13 protein-coding genes are annotated in these 22580 nt (G+C 59.9%); 8 read left to right on the top strand and 5 right to left on the bottom strand.

Annotated features, from left to right (window positions below; translation table 11 throughout):
- Positions 1–58: 58 nt before the first annotated feature.
- Complete coding sequence (locus OH764_RS28385) at positions 59–745, top strand: heavy metal response regulator transcription factor (RefSeq protein ID WP_020066467.1); 687 nt, start codon at positions 59–61, stop codon at positions 743–745.
- Positions 742–2241, top strand: coding sequence for a sensor histidine kinase (locus OH764_RS28380; protein ID WP_498849416.1), 1500 nt, complete (start codon positions 742–744; stop codon positions 2239–2241). Before OH764_RS28385 ends, OH764_RS28380 begins: the two co-directional genes overlap by 4 nt.
- Positions 2242–2296: 55 nt before the next feature.
- On the opposite strand, the gene dinB is transcribed toward OH764_RS28380, so the two are convergent.
- Both dinB and OH764_RS28370 read right to left on the bottom strand, forming a co-directional pair.
- Positions 2297–3442, bottom strand: a complete 1146-nt coding sequence (dinB, locus tag OH764_RS28375; protein ID WP_498849415.1) for a Y-family DNA polymerase — start codon at positions 3440–3442, stop codon at positions 2297–2299.
- A gap of 478 nt (positions 3443–3920) precedes the next feature.
- On the bottom strand, positions 3921–4169 hold the full coding sequence (locus tag OH764_RS28370) for a CPCC family cysteine-rich protein (protein ID WP_498849414.1): 249 nt from the start codon (positions 4167–4169) through the stop codon (positions 3921–3923).
- Positions 4170–4840: 671 nt separating this feature from the next.
- Between OH764_RS28370 and OH764_RS28365 the strand changes: the two genes are divergently transcribed.
- The 3 genes from OH764_RS28365 (at position 4841) to OH764_RS28355 (ending at position 10112) form a co-directional block, all read left to right on the top strand.
- A complete protein-coding gene (locus tag OH764_RS28365) occupies positions 4841–8410 on the top strand; it encodes an RHS repeat-associated core domain-containing protein (protein WP_498849413.1) in 3570 nt (1189 codons plus the stop codon).
- Between the two features lie 67 nt (positions 8411–8477).
- Positions 8478–8978, top strand: a complete 501-nt coding sequence (locus OH764_RS28360; RefSeq protein ID WP_498849412.1) for an Imm50 family immunity protein — start codon at positions 8478–8480, stop codon at positions 8976–8978.
- Between the two features lie 645 nt (positions 8979–9623).
- A complete protein-coding gene (locus OH764_RS28355) occupies positions 9624–10112 on the top strand; it encodes a site-specific integrase (RefSeq protein WP_498849411.1) in 489 nt (162 codons plus the stop codon).
- A 181-nt stretch (positions 10113–10293) separates the two neighbouring features.
- Here OH764_RS28355 and OH764_RS28350 read toward each other — a convergent pair whose 3' ends face one another.
- Complete coding sequence (locus tag OH764_RS28350) at positions 10294–11523, bottom strand: YncE family protein (protein ID WP_498849410.1); 1230 nt, start codon at positions 11521–11523, stop codon at positions 10294–10296.
- A 636-nt stretch (positions 11524–12159) separates the two neighbouring features.
- Between OH764_RS28350 and OH764_RS28345 the strand changes: the two genes are divergently transcribed.
- From OH764_RS28345 to OH764_RS28335, 3 genes are all read left to right on the top strand, one after another.
- On the top strand, positions 12160–14577 hold the full coding sequence (locus OH764_RS28345) for an FdhF/YdeP family oxidoreductase (RefSeq protein WP_498849409.1): 2418 nt from the start codon (positions 12160–12162) through the stop codon (positions 14575–14577).
- A gap of 140 nt (positions 14578–14717) precedes the next feature.
- Positions 14718–14933, top strand: a complete 216-nt coding sequence (locus OH764_RS28340) for a hypervirulence associated TUDOR domain-containing protein (RefSeq protein ID WP_498849408.1) — start codon at positions 14718–14720, stop codon at positions 14931–14933.
- Positions 14934–15513: 580 nt separating this feature from the next.
- Entirely contained in the window at positions 15514–20028 is a 4515-nt protein-coding gene (locus OH764_RS28335; RefSeq protein WP_498851316.1) for a response regulator, read from the top strand.
- 55 nt (positions 20029–20083) lie between these two features.
- On the opposite strand, the gene flgM is transcribed toward OH764_RS28335, so the two are convergent.
- Both flgM and OH764_RS28325 read right to left on the bottom strand, forming a co-directional pair.
- On the bottom strand, positions 20084–20395 hold the full coding sequence (flgM, locus tag OH764_RS28330; RefSeq protein ID WP_498849407.1) for a flagellar biosynthesis anti-sigma factor FlgM: 312 nt from the start codon (positions 20393–20395) through the stop codon (positions 20084–20086).
- Positions 20396–20706: 311 nt separating this feature from the next.
- Positions 20707–21936, bottom strand: a complete 1230-nt coding sequence (locus OH764_RS28325) for an NAD(P)/FAD-dependent oxidoreductase (RefSeq protein WP_498849406.1) — start codon at positions 21934–21936, stop codon at positions 20707–20709.
- Positions 21937–22580: the final 644 nt, after the last annotated feature.

Here is a 22580-nt window from a genome sequence, read left to right as displayed (position 1 = left end):
ATAGTGCACGGCAAGCAATACGAGGCGTTTCGTATAATGCAGACACTAGGGGACGCGCATGAAATTGCTGATTGTTGAAGACGAGCACAAGGTGGTGGACTACCTGCGCTCCGGTTTGACAGAGCAGGGCTGGGTCGTGGACGTCGCGCTCGATGGTGAAGAGGGGATGCATCTGGCCACCGAGTTCGATTACGACGTGATCGTGCTCGACGTCATGCTGCCCAAGCGCGACGGCTTCAGCGTGCTGAAGGCGCTGCGCATGCGCAAGTCGACGCCGGTCATCATGCTGACGGCACGCGATCATGTGAACGACCGCGTGCGCGGTTTGCGCGAAGGCGCCGACGACTATCTGACCAAGCCATTCTCATTCCTCGAACTCGTCGAGCGTCTGCATGCGTTGGCGCGCCGCACGCGCTCGCAGGAATCCACGCTCATTTCAGTCGGCGATCTGTTCGTCGATCTGATCGGAAGGCGGGCGACGCGAGAGGGCGTGCGTCTCGATCTCACCGCGAAAGAATTCCAGCTGCTGAGCGTTTTGGCTCGCAGGCAAGGCGATATTCTGTCGAAGACCGCGATCACCGAACTCGTCTGGGATGTCAACTTCGATAGTCATACTAACGTCGTGGAAACTGCGATCAAACGGTTGCGCGCGAAGCTCGACGGCCCGTTTTCTTCCAAACTGCTGCATACCGTGCGCGGCATGGGCTATGTGCTCGAAGTGCGCGAAGAGGCGGAACAGCCATGAACCGTTCAATAGCACGGCGCCTCGCACTGATGTTCGCGCTCGTCGCGCTGTTCGTATTTACGCTCGTCGGTGCGGGGCTTTTTGCGGTGTTGCGCTCGCAACTCGAGAACCACTTGCGCGAGTCGCTCGACGACCGTGCCCAGATCGCGCGGCTCATCTGCAATCACGGGCTGACGCCTGAAAAATGGCGTATGTCGCGCGAGAAGCTTACCGACATGACGCCTCATGACCGCAGCACCGTATATGCGGTAACGAGCATCGAGCCGTCCTACAACTATGGCAAGCCCATCGAGGGTACGACCGTCGAGACCTGGCCCGGCGGCTACGCCCGCGTGAGGCCGGTGGGCGGCGGTGAAGACATGCTCACCACCACGGTGTCCATTCCCGGCTATTCGACGCGGCCCCCCATGCAGTTGCAGGTTGCATCGAGCTATTCGCCCAACATTCGCACGATGCGTGTGTTCGGTTTCGCGCTTGCGGCACTGTCGGCGCTTGGCAGCCTCGCGGTGCTGCTGCTCAGTTATTCGGTGACGCGCATCGGCCTCGCACCGTTGACGCGTCTTACCCGCGACGCGTCCGCCGTCAGCCCGAACAATCGCTCGCAACGGCTGAATACCACGTCGTTGCCGCATGAATTGAATGACCTCGCTAATTCTTTCAACGGCGCGCTTGAACGCCTCGACGGTGCGTACTGCCGCCTCGAATCGTTCAATGCGGACGTCGCGCACGAATTGCGTACGCCTGTCACGATCCTGATCGGGCAGACGGAAGTGGCGTTGACACGCAACCGCTCCGTGGAAGATTTGCGTCATACGCTACAGTCGAATCTCGAGGAATTCGAACGTATGCGCGCGATCATCAACGACATGCTGTTCCTCGCGCGAGCCGATCAGGGCGAGCGCGCAACGGGCCTCGTTGAAGTATCGCTCGCGGCTGAAGTTGCCCACACGCTGGAGTTTCTGGAGATTCCACTCGAAGAAGCTCGCGTGCATGCGCGCTTGCATGGCGACGCCACAGCGCATGTGAACCGCTCGCTGTTCGGTCGCGCCTGCACGAATCTGTTGATGAACGCGATCCAGCATTGCCAGCCTGGTGCGCAGATCAACGTGCGCATTGTGCGGGACGGGCAACAGGTGCGCATTGAAGTTGCGAATCCCGGCGAGCCGATCGAGCCCGGCGTGCTCGAACATCTGTTCGACCGGTTTTATCGTGCTGAAGCGTCGCGCACCAATAGCCGCGAGAACCACGGCCTCGGTCTCGCGATCGTTAAGGCAATTGCGGAGATGCATCGCGGCAGCGTGTCGGTGCAAAGCGCGAACGGCGTCAATACGTTTGCATTTTCGATTGCTGCTTCGCTTGCGGACAGCGTCACGCTGTCAGTACGTTCCAATGCGGCGAAACTGCCGGGGAATGGCGTGGGAAATGGTGCGGCGAACGCAAACACTCCGCCAGCACCGGCTTCGTATTCGTCACTGGTAAAAGGAAAGTCCGCCTGAACGGGGCTACCGCTTCGGCACTCCGTGTCGCGCTTCATGGAACCGAACACATGAACTAGAAATCAAGCGTGAATTGAACCGACTCGTCACGCGGAATTTGTCCGGCGGGTTGCAGGTTGCCGGCCTTGACTCCGAGCAGCCTGATGGATTTAACGAGCTCCACTCGCTTCAGGCAGTCGGTCGCCGCGCGACGCAACGCTTCTGCATTGGCAATGGGTTCGGGAAGCGTGATGTCGCGCGTGACTGTTTTGAAGTCGTTGAAGCGAAGCTTGATGCCGATCTTCCTCGCCAGATAGCCTTTTCTCTGCAGATCGGCGGCCACCTGTTCGCACAGACGGGTGAATGCGGCGCCCAGTTCCTGCCGATGCCGTACGGCATGAAGGTCCCGTTCGAATGTGGTCTCGCGGCTCATCGAGACCGGTTCGCTGTATGTCACCACGGGCCTCTCGTCAAGACCGTGGGACACTCGGCGAAGCCACGCACCGTAGCTTCGGCCAAAGTGCTCTATAAGCCACGACTCGTCGCGCTCAGCGATTCCGCCGATGGTCGTTATTCCCAATGACGCAAGTTTCGCGCTGGCCTTGGGGCCAATACCGTTGATCTTATTCGCGGCCATTGGCCAGATCCTGGACTGCACGTCTTCGAACTTCAGGATCGTGATGCCGTCTGGTTTTTGCATATCGGAGCATAGCTTTGCAAGCAGCTTGTTGGGTGCGATTCCCACTGAGCACGTGAGATTCGTTGCCTCCAACACCGCCGACTTCAGCTTGCGCGCTACTTCCTCTGAGCTGCCGCTCGTGAGCGAGACGTCTGCGTATACCTCGTCGATACCGACGTCTTCTATGCTCGAAGTGACCGACCGCACTGCATCTTTGAACAGTCGCGAATACGTTCGGTAGAGGTCGAAGTTCACCGGAAGGATAATCGCATCCGGCGCTAGCCGGGCGGCCTTCATGGTGGGCATGCCGGAGTGAACTCCGAACGCGCGCGCTTCGTAGGTGGCGGTGGTCAAGACGCCTCTGCCCACGTAGTCGCGTAGACGCGAAAATTCGCGTGTGCCGTCCGGATTGGTTCGCGGCGCGTCCGTGCGACGACCGGCGACCACCATGGCCTCGCCTCGTAGTTCTGGATACTGCGACAGTTCACAAGACGCAAAGAATGCGTCCATGTCGATGTGGGCTATGCGCCGTTCATCTGGCATGCCGTGTTTGCTCGTTAGTGGCGTTCGGTGGTGCCGCCCGGGCCTAAGGGGCGCTCGTCCGCACCTTCAGAAAGGAGCGTGCGGACGAAGGTACGTGCGTTTGACGGGTATTTTACCGGGACTGTACGTTTGTACAGTATTTTTTGTCAGGGTTCCTGGAATCCGGTCTGCGGATTTGTCGGGAAGGAATTCGTTGGACCGGGGCACGGGCGGCTAGATTCGATAACGCGGGATCGATTGGACAGCTCGGAATGTGGATCGGACGACTACTAGGCGGGGTTGCGCCCGCCAAGGGGCTCAGCGGAGGCTTGCTAATTGGCTCAAGGAGACGGTTGGTTTCCCGGTTAAAGGAAAGATTTTTCTGGCTGTTTGTCCACGGTCGATTTCATTCGGCTCGACGGGGAATGGCGCGCCGTTCGTGGCGCCAGCGGGGAACGCCGACCGCGCCCGGTCGCCGTGGGCACGGTGTGCGCAAGAGTCACGCGCAGACCATCGCATGCCACAGTGTTTGGTTTAAGCGTGCCGTTAACGGCGGCAAAGTGCCTCCCCTCGCCGAAACTACCCCGTCGTCCGCCGATCTTCGGACATCCGGTAATGCTCTTGCCTCTCTCGCACCTATCATTTTGTCGTTGCGACCAGCCTCCGAGAGCGACGGACGATTTGCGCCGCCAGCGAAATCAGGATCGCGTGCTTGAATTGAGTCGTTCTTCTGAATCCCGACTGGCAACGCCTGGCAGAGGGTGACGGCGATTTCTTGCTCTGGCTATCGTGTCGAAGACGATGATCGGTGGGATTTTCAGGTTGCGTTTTGTATCCCCGCGGCGGTGTGGTGCGCTTTTTGTTTTGCGGCATGCAACAAACGGGCTTATACGGATAATCGGAATATATAAGAAAATCCCTACAAGGGGCAGGAGGAGTATTAGTTAAATAGAGACCGGTCTGATAGAGATCCGCCTTACGCTTCGGTATTGTATAAGCCGTTAATAACGCTATCTAGGCGATAATAAGGATACCGATGAGATATTTTACAGGGGACCGAGGTGCTCATTTGTATAGCTCAGCCGAGCGAGGTTGGGGATGGGCGCGGCGAATCACGTGCGCCAGTGCAGCGGCCTACATTGCGATTCTGCCTATCGCGGCGCACGCTGACGACATCACGTATGCCTATGACTCAATAGGTCGCCTCACGTCGGTATCGGTCGCGGGCGCGACTGCCTATTACGACTACGACGCGGCGGGCAACATATCGGGGATTCGCAGACAAGTGGCGGTGTCTTCAACGCCTACAGATGCGCTGAATTCTTCGGCGTTGGTTAGCCCGGAGTGACTTCTTCATCCGTTGCTTGGGCGCAAATCTCGCGCTAGCCAGGCAATTCGTGTTCTTTCCTCGAGAAATCCATGCAAGTCACCGATGCCATTGCGGGGCGCCGGGCGCTGATGCGTCCGTTCGTCCTGTTCTTCTTTGCTCTTTTGTCAGGCTTCGTGTCACCGCATGCCCATGCGGCAATAGACTGCGAGACAAGGTATATCAATTCAGGCGCTTATCCTGCTGATCCGCAATGCCCGTTGAATGCCGCGTCCGCCGATTTTGGTGGTACGGGCGGTTACGTGTGCGGAGATACCTCAACAATTGCCGCTTACTGCAGCGGCCCCACGACCGGTACAACGTCCGAGCCGTCCTCGCCCGACGGAACGATAACTGCTGATGGCGACGGCACGGACGACGCTGACGATCAAACGGGCGGAGCCGACGGTTCTGGCGGCTCAGCGAGTCCAGACGGTTCCGATAGCTCAGGCGGCTCGGGTGATGCTGGCGGCTGTGGCGACGGGGGGGCGACAGCCGGCTGTGGCAGCAGCACGTCGGGTGCGGACCCGGTGAAACTGAACACCGGTCAGTTCCATCTCGTTGCTCATGATTTGCGCGTCGGCGACACTATTTCGCTGGATCTCGCACGTGTCTACCGCAGCGGCGCATACGACTCGTCAGGTAGACCGATGGCCGGCGCCTTTGGCGTCGGCACGACGTTTAACTACGACAGCTATTTAACGGTGAGCGCCGCAGACAGCAACAATTTGCGGCAGCTCATCCAGCTGTATCTGCCGAGCGGAATCCGCGTTTCATTCACGCTTCGCTCCGGCAGTACGTCGACGTGGGACGATCTGACGAGCCCGGGGAAGTATTTCCGCGCCACTATCACTGGCAGCGGTACCAAACTGCTGACGCTGCGCGACGGCCGCACCATGCAGTTCACGATGATCGGCGGGGTGTACCGGTTGACACGCCTTCAAGACCGTAATGGCAACACGGTAACGATCACCCGCGACAGTAAGACGGGCGCGGTTACGAAGCTGACGAGCCCCAACGGTAGATCGCTAGCGTTTACATCGGTGACCGGTACGCGCGGCACGCCACTGGTTTCTCGCGTAACGGACGCGCTGAACCGTCAGGTGAGTTACCAGTACGACGGTCAGGACCGCCTGATTCAGATAACGGATGCAGCGGGCGGCCTCTGGAAATATAGCTGGGACGACAAGAGTCGGCTTGTCGGCGTTACGGACCCTGAGGGCAACCAGCAGGTCATCAACACCTATGACGACAATGACCGCGTGGTGCGCCAGAAGCTCGCGGACGGCAGCACATTTGCGATGGCCTACACCATCACGGGTGGGACGATCACCCAGACGGAGGTGACCGACCGACGCGGCAGCATCCGTCGTCTGGAGTTCGATGTGAACGGACGAGTGCAGCGTAACACCTATCCGGCCGGACAGAGCATCGCTCAGGTTCAGACGTACGTCTACGACGCGGCGGGCCGCATGACGAGCGCCACAGTCGGCGACCGTCAGTATGCGTTCGCCTACGATGCAAACGGCAACCGCATCACCGATGCGGATCAGTACGGCACTCTTGTGACGCGAACCTTCGATGCCTACAGTCGGCTGCTCACTAAAGCGCAGGCAGGCGATCCTCAACGCGCCGTAAGTCTCGCCTACACATATGACTCCAAGGGAAATCTGCTATCCGCTACCGACCGGCTCGGCAACCGCACAACCTTCACGAATGATAGCCAGGGCCGCCGTTTGACGGTCACCGACCCGCTGAAGGGCTTGATCGCGTATGTTTGGACGGGCGCCGATCTTACTGGTGTGACAGATCCGTTGAACCGGACCACTCAGTTCACAACTGATGCGGCCGGTCGGGTGACGGCGGTTCAGGATCCGCAGGGCAACAGGACGCAGCGGACGCTAGATGCACTCGGCCGCACCCTTGACATTACTGATGCGCTCAACAACGTGATACGTCTCACATGGGATCGCAACGGCCACCTGCTGAGCCAGTCTGATCCCAAGGGCGTCACGACGCGATACAAATATAACTCCATTGGACGTCCTCAGACCAGGACAGATCCTCTGGGCAACAGCGAGAGCTACGAATGGAATAGCGCAGGGCAAATAGCGGCGGTGACCGACCGCAAGGGACAGGTAACGACCTATATCTACGACGCAGCCGGTCGCACAGTACAGACCGATTTCAGAACGGCAGCAGGCGCTGCGCCCGTCCGAAGCTGGGTGTACGGCTGGGATAACAAGACTGGAAACTTGAGCGGCACACAGGACTTTTTCCCGACAGCTGACGGCCGCAACCAGAAAGAAGTCGATACGATTTTTTACTACGATGCCGTAACTGGCAAGCTTATACGTACATTGGATGCTCCGACGATCCAGGGCATCTGGACATACCGCTACGCACCTGACACACGCGAGGTCGCCGGTATCGACATGGACCGGGCAACCGTGAATTACAGCCGCGACGCGGAACATCGCGTGACGCAGATCCAGTATCAGGTGAATGACGAAGACGTGCGTACGTTCGGTTACTCGTATGACGCGCTTGGTCGTCTGAGTAAAGTCACGTTTGCCAATGGAATCGCTGCCATCTACGCCTGGGATGCTGCGAGCCAGTTGACGGGGATCACGTACAAGCGCGTCGACGGCAGCGTTCTGGGTGATCTGACGTATGGATATGACCTCGCCGGGCGACGTGTCAAAGCGGGTGGCAGTCTTGCCAAGATAAGTTTGCCGCAGGCGGTCGGCGACGCACAGTACAACGCCGCGAACCAGTTGACGCGTTGGGCGGGTAAGACGTTCTCATACGACCTCAACGGTAATGTCCTAAGCGACGGGACGAATCAATACAGCTGGAACGAACAAGGCCTGCTTGGCCAGATAAGCGGCGCCGCGACGGCGAGCTTTAGCTACGATATGTTCGGTCGCCGCAAGGACCGCACGATCAACGGCCACCGTATGCAAACCACTTGGATCGGCGATGAGATGAACTTCATGGTGCCGGACGGGGACTGGTCGCAGCGGATCCGGGTGTTCTCCCCGTACCCTACGAATGGCGTAGACGAATTGGCGTTCCGACGCATTGGAGACGATTCGAGCCAGGACAGGTACGTTCTGCGCGATGCGAACAACAATGTGCTCGCGTTGACGGATGCGCAGCAGCAAACTCAGACGCAATATAGCTATGAGCCGTATGGTGCGACGATGCGGACGGGGCTGGCCGATCCGAACATGCAGCAGTACACAGGACGGGAGAATGACGGGACCGGGTTGTATTACTATCGCAATAGGTATTACAACCCGGCCACAGCACGATTCATCAGTGAGGATCCGGTTGGGTGGGCGAGTGGGCAGACGAATGCGTATGCTTACGTCAACGGCAATCCGGTGCAATTCAACGATCCGTTTGGCGAGTCTAAACTCATGCCGATTACGGGCGGGCCGCCGGGCGGGTTTATCGTTCATCCGTTTAAGCCCAAAGTAAACTACTACGATTCAAATGGTGATTTGTCGGCTCAGTATCACGGTGACCATTCTCACGATGGGATGAGGCCGCATGGTCATAACGCCGGGCCGAATTTTGACCGCGACGAGGGGCTTCCGCTTTGTCCGATCCCTTGAAAATTGGATTTTGATTTGGGCGTTGGTGCGCGATCAATGCGGTCGCCGCCCTTGTCAGAAGGTCGTCATGACCGATCGCAATCTTGATGATTCGACGGGTGCAAACACCGTTGCGGAATGGGGCCAAATAATGTGTGAAGTAGATGACTATGGGTGGGGCGAGGTAGGCAACTCCATCTTGCTCAAGAAGCTATTCGGATACTGGCCGGCTTTCCACGATGCACATGTGCTGTCTATCAAGATGGGGTACGGAAAACGTGGTGCCCGAGAGGTAGATGTCGCAATCGAATTGCGACATTGGGGCCAGGATGACCCAAACTGGGTTGCACGTGGACCAGACTGCGTCATTACGCTGACCCTACTTGAGGTAAAAATCGCAGACGTATCTATGGACGCTTTCGTTCAAGATAACTCCGTAGGTGACGTTTGCTTCACGAGGACAGACGACAACCTATTGCTTTTTGAACTTGATCCTAATAGTGGCGCCAGCGTTTTCATTGCGTGTACGTCTGCCGAGATTACTCGAATAGAGCCGTATGTCGCGCCAATTTCTTCGAGTACGACGTGACCGCCAACGTGTAGTTGGCGCGGGGGCGACGCAGTATCGTTTGTGAGGGCGACCATACAATGGACTTCCGGGTACTTCGTATGTACATCCGATAACGGGGGATAGTAGATTTTATGGCCCAGACGGGAAGCCAGTTCTAGATATCGACGTGAGCCATAGTCATGATGAGATGTGCCGCATATCCACGTTTGGCGAGACGGAAAGCGAGGTAGTGGTGAGGCGCCCTTCTGACGGAGGATGTCTGATCACCCTGCCGACGGCAATGTAAGTTCAATGCGGGCGCGAATTGTTACCGAGGAAGCCATGGACATTTTTTTTGCGCGGACTAGGGGGAGTGGAGAGATTCCTTGACATCAAATCCAAAATCTTGGACTTAGAGTTATGGGTGAACGGAGGGGTGGATTTGGAAGGTATCGATACACATCAATATGCGATTACGAAATTCAACACCAGTTTCGATATGTCCAAGGATAGCGATCGTGATGCAGCTCTTGGGACGATAGAAGATCATTACGAGGACTGCAGAATCTGGATTGGAGGCAACTGATGTGTTGAGTGTCTAACCGTCAGTCCGCACGTTGGGACTGTAGAAGGGCCGCATTCGCGGCCCTTCTGCTTTTGAAGCGGCGTAATGATGAGTTTCTGGTGTTCGACGGTGATCTGTCTGGCGGCACAGTGATGATCCGGCAGGGCAAGGGTCGGCGGGACCGTTATATCCCGCTGGGCGAGCGCGCGTGCTGCGGGGTGGAGTGGTACTGCGACCGGATACGTCCGTCGCTTGCGGTGAGGGCGGACGAGTGGACACTGTTCCTGACGGTCTACGGCGAGCCGTTCGGCAAGGGACGGCTGTCTGATCTGGTGAAGCGTTACATGGAGAGGGCGGGCATCCGAGACGGGGCGTGTCACGTGCTGCGGCACGCATGCGCGACGCACATGCTTGAGAACGGCGCGGATATCCGGTTCATCCAGGCGCTGCTGGGCCATGCGGACCTGTCGAGCACGCAGATCTACACGCAGGTGGCGATCGGCAAACTGAAGGAGATCCACGCGGCGATGCATCCGGCGAAGCTGGGGCGTGATGCGCTCTCCCTGCTAGCTGCCATTGAGGCTGAAGTGGACGGGGACGCCGAATAAGGTTCTGCACCACTCAGTTCTGTTCCAGAACCGCTCCGGCCTTCGCGAACCACCCTGACGCCAACCCCGTCAGGGTCGCTGCGCACATCCAGGAGGGCTATTGCGACGACCCGCGACCTCCATGAGCACGTTCCCCGCCTTCAGATGCCGCACAAAGTGAAGCCCGCAGCATTGCCGCGCATCATCTGGCGGCAAATACCGACACCCCGCCATTGACGAACCCGTTTGCCGCGCAACCCGGACATCCCGCTGGCGATGTCGCGGAAGAGTACGGAACGAAAATCAGCCCGGTCGCTGGGTCGATCGCAACCGAATGCGCGTTATTGCCCGTGTTAAGACGGGCGACGACACTGCGATTGCCGGCGTCGACGATCGTCAATACGGGCGTACATGGCGACGCGGCAGAGCAGGTGCCGTTCGTCGACGCATTGCCAGAAGACGTCCACCGGCTCGCCGCGTTGTAGTAGCGATTGGTGGGCGCATCATATTCAAGCTGATCGCCGCCGCCTGCGTTCAGAGACGCCACCAGTGCACCGTTCGAACGGTTGAAGATCTGCAAAAGCAATGGCGCGCCAGTCGTACCTTCGCGACACCCGACCGCAATATCGCTGCCGGGCCCCAGTGCCAGCCCTGTAGGATCACAATTGCCTTCGGAGTACATCGCGACGCCCGTTAGCGACGTGTAGTTTTGCGTGCCACCGGTCGGTATTGCTCGAATGGACGCTCCCGGCAATTTCACCAGTTCGCCATGAGGATTGGCCGTGCTTCCGTCAACGTTCACATAGAAGTTGTCGCTGGCGGCGTCGTACCTGCACGCTTCGAGGCCCGCGGTGGGCTTGCCCGAAAGGTCCGTGAACGTCACCTTGGCGACGATGCTCTGCGTGGACGTGTTGATGAATGTAGCGAACGGGGGCGTCTCCTCCGGGCTGGAGATCATAAAGATGCCATGCGTGGGGTCCAGACAACCTTCATCTGCGCGTACGCCCGTCGTGCTAACCGTGATTTTGCTCGTCACGGCGCCCACTGCGGGATCGACCACCTTCACAGAGTTCACGTCCCCCACGTACATCAAGTTGCCGACAGGGGTCGTGCCGTCCGGGCCCGCCTGCGAATTCGGCCCGGGGCCAAGCCCTGTGAACGCTAGCGGCCCGCTTCCCTGAATGGCCTTAATAAAGGTCTTCGACGGTATGTCGATCTGATCCAGAGCTGCGTTATTCCTGTCGGTGAAAAAGTATCGGCTACCTGATACAGCACCGATGTCGAATGAGAAATTTACGCCTGCCTTGATGTTCGGGACCGCGATGTCCGATACATAATGCGGCCCGTTAATGCTGAGATCGTCCCCGCCACAACCTGCAATCGCGATAGCGGCAGACGCCACCAATGCGTTCGCCAATATGTGCTTCGGCATCGTACACCTCCCATCATCATCGTCGTCGGAATAGACCTATCTCAACGGCGCGCCGGAAGAGATAGTAGACGTTGCTATAGCTTATCCATTCCCGTACGCAGTTATCCTTATCGTTTTCCCAGGTAGTCGATGCAGTGCTTAAGGTTCCCATAAGGTTTGGTATTTCATCTGTGCATACCTGACGTTCATGCTCGACATCAAGCGCTTCTCACGCGTCGTCGAACGCGACGAGGTAAAGCGCATTGGGCCCGATGATTGATTCGCAGCAGTCGCTCGGACGGCGCTGTCTCGACGACATCGAGCTTGCTGTGTCCGAGAAATACTTGTGCCGCCTTCAAATTCTTCGTGCGACTATTGATCAGCAACGCCGTGGTCCTACGCAGCGTATGCGTCCCGTAAGCTGCATCGTTAAGTCCGAATGCCATTCGGCTGGCGTCCGCATTCGCGCCATAAGCGAAGTAACTCTTTCTGTTCGGAAGTGCATATATGCACTATCGGGGAAAACTTGCTTTGGTTCCTCAGTGTGTCTGGTGGGTATCGGCCCCGTGTCACAGCGCGCGCCTTGCTGCACTGCCGCCCGCTCGCACGGGCACATCGCTTGCGCATTTCCCCAGATGCTTACCGGAGGACCATGAAATGAGCAAGCGGGATGTACCGGGAGTCGGGCCCTATGGGGGCCCGGCCGGAGGTTGGGGGGCGTTGCAGGCAGTGGCTCGCGCCGTGCGCCAGCAAATGGGTGTGGCGCGCGAAGCGACGATGCTGTTGAAGGTGAATCAGCCGGCCGGCTTCGATTGCCCGGGGTGTGCATGGCCGGACCCGCGCAGCACGTCGTCGTTCGAGTTTTGTGAAAACGGCGCGAAGGCTGTGTCCTGGGAAGCAACGAGCAAACGTACGACACCCGATTTTTTCGCACGGCATTCGCTCAGCGAACTGTGGCATTGGAGCGACTTCGCGCTTGAGGACGAGGGGCGGCTGACGCATCCAATGCGCTACGACGCCGCCACCGACCGTTACGTGCCGATCGACTGGGACGAGGCGTTCGCCCGTATCGGCGCCGCGCTGCGCGCCTTACCCGATCCCAACATGGCGGAGTTTTACACGTCCGGCAGGGCCTCGAACGAGGCGGCGTTCCTGTTCCAGCTGCTCGCGCGCCGGTTCGGCACGAACAACTTTCCCGATTGTTCGAACATGTGCCACGAGCCCACGAGCGTGGGCCTTCCCGAGTCAATCGGTGTCGGCAAGGGTACGGTCACTCTCGCTGACTTCGATCATTGCGACGCGATATTCTGCATCGGACACAATCCCGGCACCAACCATCCGCGCATGCTCGCGACGTTGCGCGCCGCCGCGCGGCGCGGGGCGAAAATCGTGGCGCTCAATCCGTTGCGCGAACGCGGACTGGAGCGTTTCACTTCGCCACAAGACGCTATGGAAATGGCCACGGGGCGCTCTACGCCCATTGCCACCGACTATGTGCAACTCAAGATCGGCGGCGACGTCGCGGTCCTGAAAGGGATGATGAAAACGCTGCTCGACATCGACCGTGAGAACCGCGGGAACGGAGGCGAGGGCGTAGTGGATCGCGCGTTCATCGACGAACACACGATCGGGTTCGACGAGTTGATGCGCGATCTGGAAGCCACGCCGTGGGACCAGATCGTGTCGACGTCGGGCGTTGCGCGCGACGAGATCGAAAAGCTTGCGCGCATTTATGCAGAGTCTCGCGCCGTGATCGTATGTTATGGCATGGGCATCACACAGCATCGCAGCGGGACCGCGAACGTCCAGCAGATTGCGAATCTGTTGCTCATGCGAGGAAACATCGGACGCGATGGCGCAGGCATCTGTCCGCTGCGTGGCCATTCCAACGTGCAAGGCGATCGCACGGTGGGCATCACCGAAGTGCCGCCGCCGGCGTTCCTCGATTCGCTCAAACGCGTGTTCGGCTTCGAGCCGCCGCGCGAGCATGGGCACGGCGCGATCGCCGCGATGCAGTCCATGCGCGACGAGCGCGCGAAGGCGCTGATCTGTCTGGGCGGCAATCTGCCCGTCGCGATGTCGGACCCCGGCGTCTGCTTCGACGCCATCCGCAAGCTCGACCTGGCTGTGCATATCGCCACGAAGCTGAACCGCTCGCATCTGCTGGCCGCAAAAGAGACGTTGTTGCTGCCGTGTCTCGGACGCACCGAACTGGATGTTCAGGCAAGCGGGCCTCAGTCTGTCACCGTCGAAGACTCCATGTCGATGGTGCATGCGTCGCAAGGATCGCTGCCGCCGGCGTCGGAGCATCTGCGTTCAGAACCGGCGATCGTCGCAGGCATTGCCAAGGCATCGCTCGACGATCCGACGCTCGACTGGGACGGCTGGGTCGCGGACTACAGCCGCATTCGCGACCTGATCGAAGCGGTCTTTCCGCAATTCGAGCATTACAACGAGCGCATACGTGAGCCGGGCGGCTTCCGGCTCTACAACGCCGCGTCTGCGCGCCGCTGGGACACGCCCGACGGCCGCGCGCGTTTCATCGCCCATAGCGGCGTCATGGAAGATCCGCGCGTCAATCGCAGTGACGCGCTACTGCTCGCCACGATACGCAGCCACGATCAGTACAACACCACCATTTACGGCTACAACGACCGCTATCGCGGCATATCGGGTCGCCGCGACGTGATTTTCGTCAACGAGCAGGATCTCGACTCGCGCGGACTGCAGCATGGCGATCTCGTCGATGTCGAAGCGATCGAAGATACCGTGAGCCTCGGCGGATCGCGTCGTCTGTGCGGCCTGACCGCGGTCGCTTACGACATTCCCCGGGGATCGATGGCCGCCTACTATCCCGAGGCGAACGGACTCATCGCGTTACATGACTGCGACGCCCGTAGCGGGACGCCGTCGTATAAGTCGGTGCCCGTGCTGATCTCGCTCAGCAAGGGAGATTGCTTGCCGGAGGACCAGGCGTCGACGTGGCAGCAAGGCGACGTGCGCAACGACCGCACAGGAGCGGCCATCGCAGGCGAGACTCCCCATCGTCCGAACGATGGAGCGATGCCGACATGATTGCTGGTGACTGCTACTGATCGCTAATGGGTAGCTGCGGTGCGCCGGTAACCGTGTCGCGCTGCGCGATGAATGCGCAGCGTGCACGGCATGTCGGTTGCGCACGCAAGTCCCGTCAACTTGATGAACGGAGAGTCGCAATGAGCAACGATCTCAAACCGAAGGATCGCGTCAGCTGGAACACACCGCAGGGCGAGACCCACGGGCACGTCAAACGCGTCATTACTGAGCGCGCGAAGGTCGATGGACACGTTGTTGCGGCATCGCCGTCCAGTCCGTCGTATGAAGTGGAGAGCGAGAAGAGCGGCAAGCGCGCGGTTCATAAAGGCGAGGCGCTGCGCAAGTCGCGTGGCTAGCGCGCCCGCCCGGTATAAAACTTCCTAAGCGCCAGCGGCCGAAGGCGGTCGACGATCCTGTTCTCCTCGCATCGTCTGTGCATTGTTCGCGTCAGGCGATCAGCTGCGCTTACGCAACTAACGGTCTGTCGCGCTTGCCCCGGTCGAGGCAGGGCGATCTCGTGCGCGAGTTAAACCACGAAACGGCATGCTTGCATTGGAATTCCCGACCGGCGGGGCCAGTAACGTCACATCGATCTCGAGCACATACGCAACTCTTGCCGTGCGCGGCGCTGACTGTCCAAGCAACGGGACGAGTGACCGACGCTTAAACCATCGCGATTCTGCAAGCGGAAAATTTTGCACTCACGCGCGTTTTTCGCCCTGTCTTTCCACCCTGGATGCAATGGCCGTGGAGGGCTAATAGTCAGCACGGAGCCAACGACAATCGTCCAACGTGACCACACAACGAACCGCATTATTTGACGGATAATGTCTGCCTTTTTGTCCCGTTGAGGTGGCCGTGAGCGACCAGACATCATCCGATGCAAAACGTGCAGCAGTGTCTGTGGCTCATGATTTTCTTTATGGCGGCGGCGCAATGGGCGCTCTGTTGCGCGCGCATAACTGGAGCGCCACGCCTCTAGGCGAACCGGAAACGTGGCCACAAAGCTTGCGGTCCGCGTTGAGCATTTGTCTGGAAGCCAACTTCCCCATCGCCATCTACTGGGGACCGGAACTGGCGTTGCTCTACAACGATGCGTGGAGTTCGATTCCCGGCAAGAAGCACCCTGGTGCCCTGGGTCGGCCGGGCAGGGAAGTGTGGCCCGAGATCTGGGACACGATCGGTCCGCTATTCCATCAAGTGCAGGAGACCGGAGCCGGGGTTTGGCAGCATGACCAATTGCTTCCCATGCACCGCCACGGATACACCGAAGAGTGCTATTTCAATTTCACGTTCAGCCCGATTCGGGGCGAAGGTGGTCAGGTAGAGGGCATCTTCAATGCCGTCCTCGAAACGACTTCCTCGGTTCTGGCAGAGCGGCGTGAACGTGCGCTGCGTGAACTTGCCGAGGCCCTGGCGGCGAGGCGGGACGAGCCGGAGGTATTTGCAGTCGCTGCGACGCTGCTCGCCACGAAAAGCGTCGATGTGCCATTCAGTCTGCTTTACCGGATCGACGACAACGCACAACGGGCGCACCTGATGGGACTCACCGGCATCGACCGGGACAGTCCGGCTGCGCCGACGGTAATCGACCTTGGCGACGCCGACGCGCCGTGGCCTCTTGCCACCGTGGTGCGCACAGGGCAGAAACGGCTCGTGGAAGATCTTGGCGAACGTTTTACGAAGCCGCTTCGGGGCGGTCCGTGGCCCGAGCCGTGTACTCAGGCGCTCATCCTTCCGATTCAGGCGACGGCGCACCCAGGAGCGGTCGCCGCCATTCTTGTCGCGGGGATAAGCCCACGCGGCGCCGCCGACGACGACTACCAGGCTTTCCTTGAGCGAGCCGCCTCACACATTGCGACGAGCCTGGCGAGCGCCCGCGCCTACGAGGAAGAACGGCGACGTGCCGAAGCGTTGGCCGAGATCGATCGCGCAAAGACGACGTTTTTTTCCAATGTCAGTCATGAGTTCCGTACACCTCTGACCCTGATGCTAGGGCCGATAGAAGAATTGCTCGCCGATCCGGAGCAACTTGGCGAGGAAGGCCTTCGGCAAATTCAGCTCGCGCACCGCAACGGCTTGCGGCTCCTGAAACTCGTCAATTCCCTGCTGGATTTTTCGCGTATCGAGGCAGGTCGCCTGCAGGCCAGCTTTCAAGCCACGGATCTTGCGCAGCTGACCATGGACCTCGCCAGCAATTTCCGCTCGGCCATGGAGCGTGCGGGGCTGACCCTGACTGTCAGTTGCGAGACGCTCACGGAGCCGGTCTATGTCGACCGTGACATGTGGGAAAAAATCGTTCTGAACCTGCTCTCCAACGCGTTCAAGTTCACGTTCGAAGGCGGGGTATCGGTCGAATTGAGGCAGCGCGACACGGCAGAACTGGTTGTTCGCGATACCGGCACCGGTATTCCAGCGGCGGAACTGCCACGGATCTTCGAGCGGTTTCACCGTATCGAGGGAGCACGCGGTCGCTCATTCGAGGGCAGCGGCATTGGTCTCGCGCTTGTCGAGGAACTTGTCAGGCTGCATGGCGGCACCGTTCGCGTAGAAAGCGAGATCGGCAAAGGGACGGTATTCACCGTTGCGATTCCTTTTGGCACGAAGAACCTCGCGACTCCGCTGATCGAACATGAAGGACCGGTGGGCTCGAGCGCGTTACGTGCCGAGGCCTACGTCGGCGAGGCTGAGCGCTGGTTGCCCGACGCGGAAGCGCCTGACGAGACCTCCGGTACAGCGAGAGCTAGCGAGTCCGTTACGAGTGAGGCGCGGCCCGCTACCGATAGCGCCCACATCCTTCTGGCCGACGACAACGCCGACATGCGGGCCTACGTGCAACGTCTGCTAGGCGGTTCTCATCATGTGGAGGTCGTCGCGGATGGGCAGGCTGCATTGGAGACGATTCGCCGCCGCCGTCCCGACCTTCTGCTCACCGACATCATGATGCCTAGGCTCGATGGCTTTGGCTTGATACGTTCCATCCGCGGCGACGCGACGCTGAAGGACCTGCCTATCATCGCGTTGTCGGCGCGTGCGGGGGAGGAGGCGAGCCTCGATGGCTTGGCTGCCGGCGCCGACGACTACCTCGTCAAACCATTTTCCGCGCGCGAACTCGTCGCCCGCGTCGACTCAGCGCTTGCCATGGCGACACTTCGCAGGCAGATGAGCCACGCTCTGCGCGACGAGGCCAACCTGCTCGAGGTCCTCAATAAAATCGGCGCGACGATCGCGGCGGAGCTGGATCTGGACCAGGCGGTGCAGGTCGTGACCGATGCCGCGAAAGAACTCACGGGCGCCGCGTTTGGAGCGTTTTTCTACAACGTGCTCGATGAGCGTGGCGAGCGCTATACGCTCTATTCGATCTCGGGCGTGCCACGCGAAGCATTTTCGAAATTTCCGATGCCGCGCAACACGAAGGTGTTCGCGCCTACGTTCAACGGCGAAGCTATCGTGCGCTCCGCCGACATCAAGCAGGACCCGCGCTACGGCAAAAGCGCGCCGTATTTCGGCATGCCTGAAGGGCATCTGCCCGTGTGCAGCTATCTGGCGGCTCCGGTCGTGTCGCGCTCCGGCGAGGTGCTGGGCGGGCTCTTCTTCGGTCATCCCGAACCGGATGTATTTACCGAGCGCGCCGAGCGCCTGCTGCTCGGAGTCGCGGCCCAGGCGGCGATTGCCATCGACAATGCACGGTTGTATCAGGCGGCACAGACTGAGATCGCGCAACGAACTCTGACCGAGCAGGCTTTGCGTGAAAGCGAGGAACGGCAGCTACGCTTGAACGAGACGCTGGAAGCGAAGGTCGTCGAAAGGACGTTGGAACTGCAGGCCGCGAACGAACAGCTACTGACCGCGGCCGAGGAGCGTGAGCGCGTCGAAGAGGCGCTGCGCCACGCACAGAAGATGGAAGCCATCGGCAAACTGACCGGTGGCGTGGCTCATGATTTCAACAACCTGCTGCAGGTGATAGCGGGCAACCTCCAGCTGCTGGCGAGAGATATCAATGGTCATGAAGCCGGCGAAAGGCGCTTACGTAACGCGCTAGCCGGGGTCACGCGCGGCTCGAAACTTGCCTCGCAATTGCTCGCTTTCGGGCGACGCCAGCCGATGCGGCCCAAGGTGGTCAACCTTGGCCGGTTCATCCGCGACATGGACGATATGCTGCGTCGCGCTCTGGGCGAGGAAATAGAGATCGAAACCGTCATTTCCGGCGGTCTTTGGAACACCATGGTCGATCCGAGCCAGGTGGAGAACGCGTTGCTCAATCTCGCCATCAACGCGCGCGATGCGATGAAAGGCCGTGGCAAGTTGACGATCGAGGCCGGCAATGCGTCGCTCGATGCCGTCTATGCCGCAGCTCACCCCGACGTCCGGCCAGGCCAGTACGTGATGCTTGCCGTCACCGACACGGGCTCCGGAATGTCGGGAGAAGTCATCGAGCACGCGTTCGAACCGTTCTTCACCACAAAGCCGGAAGGGCAGGGAACCGGCCTTGGCCTGAGCATGGTGTGGGGCGTCGTCAAGCAGTCGGAAGGTCACATAAAAATCTACAGTGAGGTGGGCGAAGGCACCACCATCCGTATCTACTTGCCACGGTCCCGCCAGGAGGAGGATCGCACCCCGGAGGCTGAAACTGCACCGGCGGTTGGGGGGACGGAAACCATCCTGGTCGTGGAGGATGACGAAGACGTGCGCAATACGGTCGTCGATATGCTCACGGACCTCGGATACAGGGTGCTGAAAGCGAGGGATGCGCAAAGCGGATGGGCCATCATAGAAAGCGGCGTGCCGATCGATCTGCTCTTCACCGATGTGGTGATGCCTGGCCCGCTACGCAGTCCCGAACTCGCTCGAAAAGCGAGGGAGCGGTTGCCGGACATTGCAGTGCTTTTTACGTCGGGCTATACGGAAAACGCGATCGTGCATGGCGGCCGCCTCGATGAAGGCATCGAGTTGCTGAGTAAGCCGTACACCCGGGAGGCCTTGGCACGAAGGCTCCGTCACGTATTGGCGAATCAACGGCAACTGAACAGCCAGCGTCCGGCCCCGGCGGTCCGTTCGCGGCATACCCGTGAACGGCCTGTCATCGACGTTGCGTCCCCCGCGCTGCGGGTGCTGCTGGTCGAGGACGAGGAATTGATCCTGATGTCCACCGGAGACATGCTCGAGAGTCTGGGGCACCAGGTGCTCACCGCGGCAAGTGGCGAACAGGCGCTGCCTATTCTGGACGCCCATCCTGTAGACGTGCTGGTCGTGGACCTGGGCTTGCCCGGTATGTCGGGCAGCGAGCTTGCAGTTCAGGCGCGCAAGAAGTACCCGAGGCTGCATGTCGTGATTGCATCGGGCAATCCAGACCCGAGCGTGTTGAGCAACGAATGGCTTGCCGGGGCGGTGATTCTGGCCAAGCCCTATGACGAATCGGCCTTGACGCGAGCCATCCGGGGGAAAAAGTAGCAGCCGCAGCGACGTGCGTTAACTGCCCCGCAGTGTCGCCAGATTCAGTCGCCGGTTACCGGGTTTTCGTTTGCAGCAACTCGCGCGCGGCGTTCAGGGCGCCGTCGGCGATCTTGCCCGAATCGATCTTGTAGCTGCCTTGACGCAACTCGGCTTTGATCTGCTCGACCTTTGCGGTGTCGATATCCGGATCACTGAACGAGCGTAGCGCGGACATTGACGTGAGACTCACCTCGGCATTCTGCGCACCGGAAGCGCCGGTGGGGCTCACGGATTCGATCGCGCCATTCGTATCGCTGTTGTTCGTTGCGCGCTGCGTGGTGTTGCGCGGCGCCGCGAGCGGGTAGTTGCTGGGTTCAATCTTCATGGTGTGTGTCCCTCACTTGTTAAGTTCTTTAACGGTATGGCGTTTGAAATCTTCACCCTATCGCGGCGAGCCTGGCCACGCGCGAGCCGTTCTATTGGGCGAAAACCGTTGCCGGACGGGGACTTCGGCCGATTGAAACAAAGTGCAACAATTTGTGAGCAATACCACATAAGGGCTCGAACGTACTTCGCAGAGCATGCTGGACGCCGATGACCAAGCGGTGCCGGTGCGCTTTCGGAGCGCGCGTGGCCTCAGCCGGCAGTCCGTTTTCCGAACGCCGATTCACCAGCGCGCAAAGTGCTGACGCCCTGTTATCCGCCGATGGGCGGCGGCGCCTGCACAATCGGAGCCGCCGCCGCGAAAAGATACGCGCGGTTGCGGGTGCGGGGCGGATAGATCCGCTCAGTGTTGATGACGCGTTTGACATTCTTCGCCTGCTGACCCTGTGCGGCGAGCCTGCGCTCCCAACCCTCCGTATAGACGGCGCCCCAAGGGCCAAGGTCGAGAATCGTCGTGTACCAGTCGATGTCGAGCGGCAGCATCGGCAGACCCAGCAAATCGCAGACGACGTTGTGCCCCGCGAAACGCCCCATCGGTCTGCTGTGCTGGCAGGACATGACGGATTGATGCTTGCCGTCTTCGAAGAGCGCGCGCGCCACGTCGCCGGCTGCGAAAACGTCGGAGACACCTTTTACGCGCAGGTTCTCGTCGACCGGTACCCTCCCGAGCGCATCGCGCTCGACAGGAATGCACCGTGTCAAGGGACTGGCATGCATGCCGCCACACCAGATAATCGTCGATGCGTCCACGCGCTTGCCACCTGCGAGCGTCATCCCCGTGTCGTCGATCTGCTCGATCTCGACGTCGGTCATCATTTCGACGCCGAGTTGCGTCAATGCCTGCTCGATGACCGGTTGCGCTCCGCCCATCGCCATCGCGATCCGTGGCGCACGCTCGATTAGCATCACGCGAACCTCGCTCTCACGCAGGCGCTCACCACTCGCGGCCAGGAGGTCGCGCACACGATGCGGCAACTCGGAGGCGACTTCCACGCCCGTGAGGCCTGAGCCGATAACAACGAAGGTCAGACTTCCAGCGGCGTGTGAATGCACCATTTTCAGGAGCCGTCGTTCGAGGCGTTCGGCGCCTTCGTATGTATCGACGTTGAATGCATGGTCCGCGAGCCCACGAATCGGCGCGTCGACAAGGCGGCTTCCCGAGGCCAGCACGAGCTTGTCGAAAGTCAGCGGCGTAGCGCGTCCGCGGACGCTCACAGTGACCTGTTTGCCGGCGACGTCGATGTCCGTAACTGTGCCCTGGATCCATTGCACGCCGACGGGGCCGAGCACATCGCTCAGCGGTACGAGCGTCGCCGCGAGATCCGCTTCGTAGTTGCGCACCCGGATGCTGTGGTGCGCGTGCGGGTTGATCATGACGACGTCGACCTGATTGGTCGCGCCTTGCTCGTCGAGCTTGCGGGCCGCACCGATGGCGCTCCACAACCCGGCAAAGCCGCCGCCGATCACGACGATCCGTTTCATGGCCGCTCCTGTCCAGAGATCTGTGCGCGGCCAATTTGCCCGATGTGCGGCACGGCAACGCGAAGGAGATGGGCAAAACGCGACGGGACACGAAGCAAGACTTGAAGACGAAGCGCCGCGGCCAGTTACGTGCAAACCTATCGCAGTTGATATGGTAGGACAACGAAACGCAAAGGCGTAGAACGCGGCCGGGCGGCGGCGACTATTCGCGACTCCACGCAAATGCGATCCGCGCTTCTCGCGGTTCCCGAATCATGGACTCGTGATTGTTTGTTTGATTTGAGTCTGCAGGTCTACCAACGGTGTAGCAGTCACCGTGGCGGCGACGCTTTCGGATTGGGGCAATAACCCGGCGAACGCAGCAATTCCGGTCGCGCATACCGCAACGAATGCGATAGCGCCAACGACGACGATTGCATTACTGTACGTCGGTTTCGAGTGCACTGAGTTTGCAAAGAGCCGCATCATGACTGTCTCCTGGTGGCGCAGCTACCATTTGCAACTAGCGTGCCGACAACGCCCCGAAACCGCTGACGCGCCTGGAAAGCCCGCTGGTAAAGCAACGAACGAACAGAGCGGTCCCGCAGCAGCGGCCCGTTGTTGGAATCGATCAAACACGGCGAGGTGTTGTTGCGCCAAAAACC

Origin of the sequence: Burkholderia sp. M6-3 (assembly GCF_050858985.1) — a bacterium.
GTDB lineage: Bacteria > Pseudomonadota > Gammaproteobacteria > Burkholderiales > Burkholderiaceae > Paraburkholderia > Paraburkholderia caledonica.
Note: the sequence above shows the minus strand (reverse complement) of the source record. Positions and strands in the feature narration are given on the sequence as shown.

Coding starts and splice junctions, on each gene's coding strand:
- OH764_RS28365 (WP_498849413.1), top strand. CDS start 4,841: ATGCAAGTCACCGATGCCATTGCGGGGCGCCGGGCGCTGATGCGTCCG.
- dinB (WP_498849415.1), bottom strand. CDS start 3,442: ATGCCAGATGAACGGCGCATAGCCCACATCGACATGGACGCATTCTTT.
- OH764_RS28360 (WP_498849412.1), top strand. CDS start 8,478: ATGACCGATCGCAATCTTGATGATTCGACGGGTGCAAACACCGTTGCG.
- OH764_RS28385 (WP_020066467.1), top strand. CDS start 59: ATGAAATTGCTGATTGTTGAAGACGAGCACAAGGTGGTGGACTACCTG.
- flgM (WP_498849407.1), bottom strand. CDS start 20,395: ATGAAGATTGAACCCAGCAACTACCCGCTCGCGGCGCCGCGCAACACC.
- OH764_RS28335 (WP_498851316.1), top strand. CDS start 15,514: ATGGGCGCTCTGTTGCGCGCGCATAACTGGAGCGCCACGCCTCTAGGC.
- OH764_RS28340 (WP_498849408.1), top strand. CDS start 14,718: ATGAGCAACGATCTCAAACCGAAGGATCGCGTCAGCTGGAACACACCG.
- OH764_RS28380 (WP_498849416.1), top strand. CDS start 742: ATGAACCGTTCAATAGCACGGCGCCTCGCACTGATGTTCGCGCTCGTC.
- OH764_RS28345 (WP_498849409.1), top strand. CDS start 12,160: ATGAGCAAGCGGGATGTACCGGGAGTCGGGCCCTATGGGGGCCCGGCC.
- OH764_RS28325 (WP_498849406.1), bottom strand. CDS start 21,936: ATGAAACGGATCGTCGTGATCGGCGGCGGCTTTGCCGGGTTGTGGAGC.
- OH764_RS28350 (WP_498849410.1), bottom strand. CDS start 11,523: ATGCCGAAGCACATATTGGCGAACGCATTGGTGGCGTCTGCCGCTATC.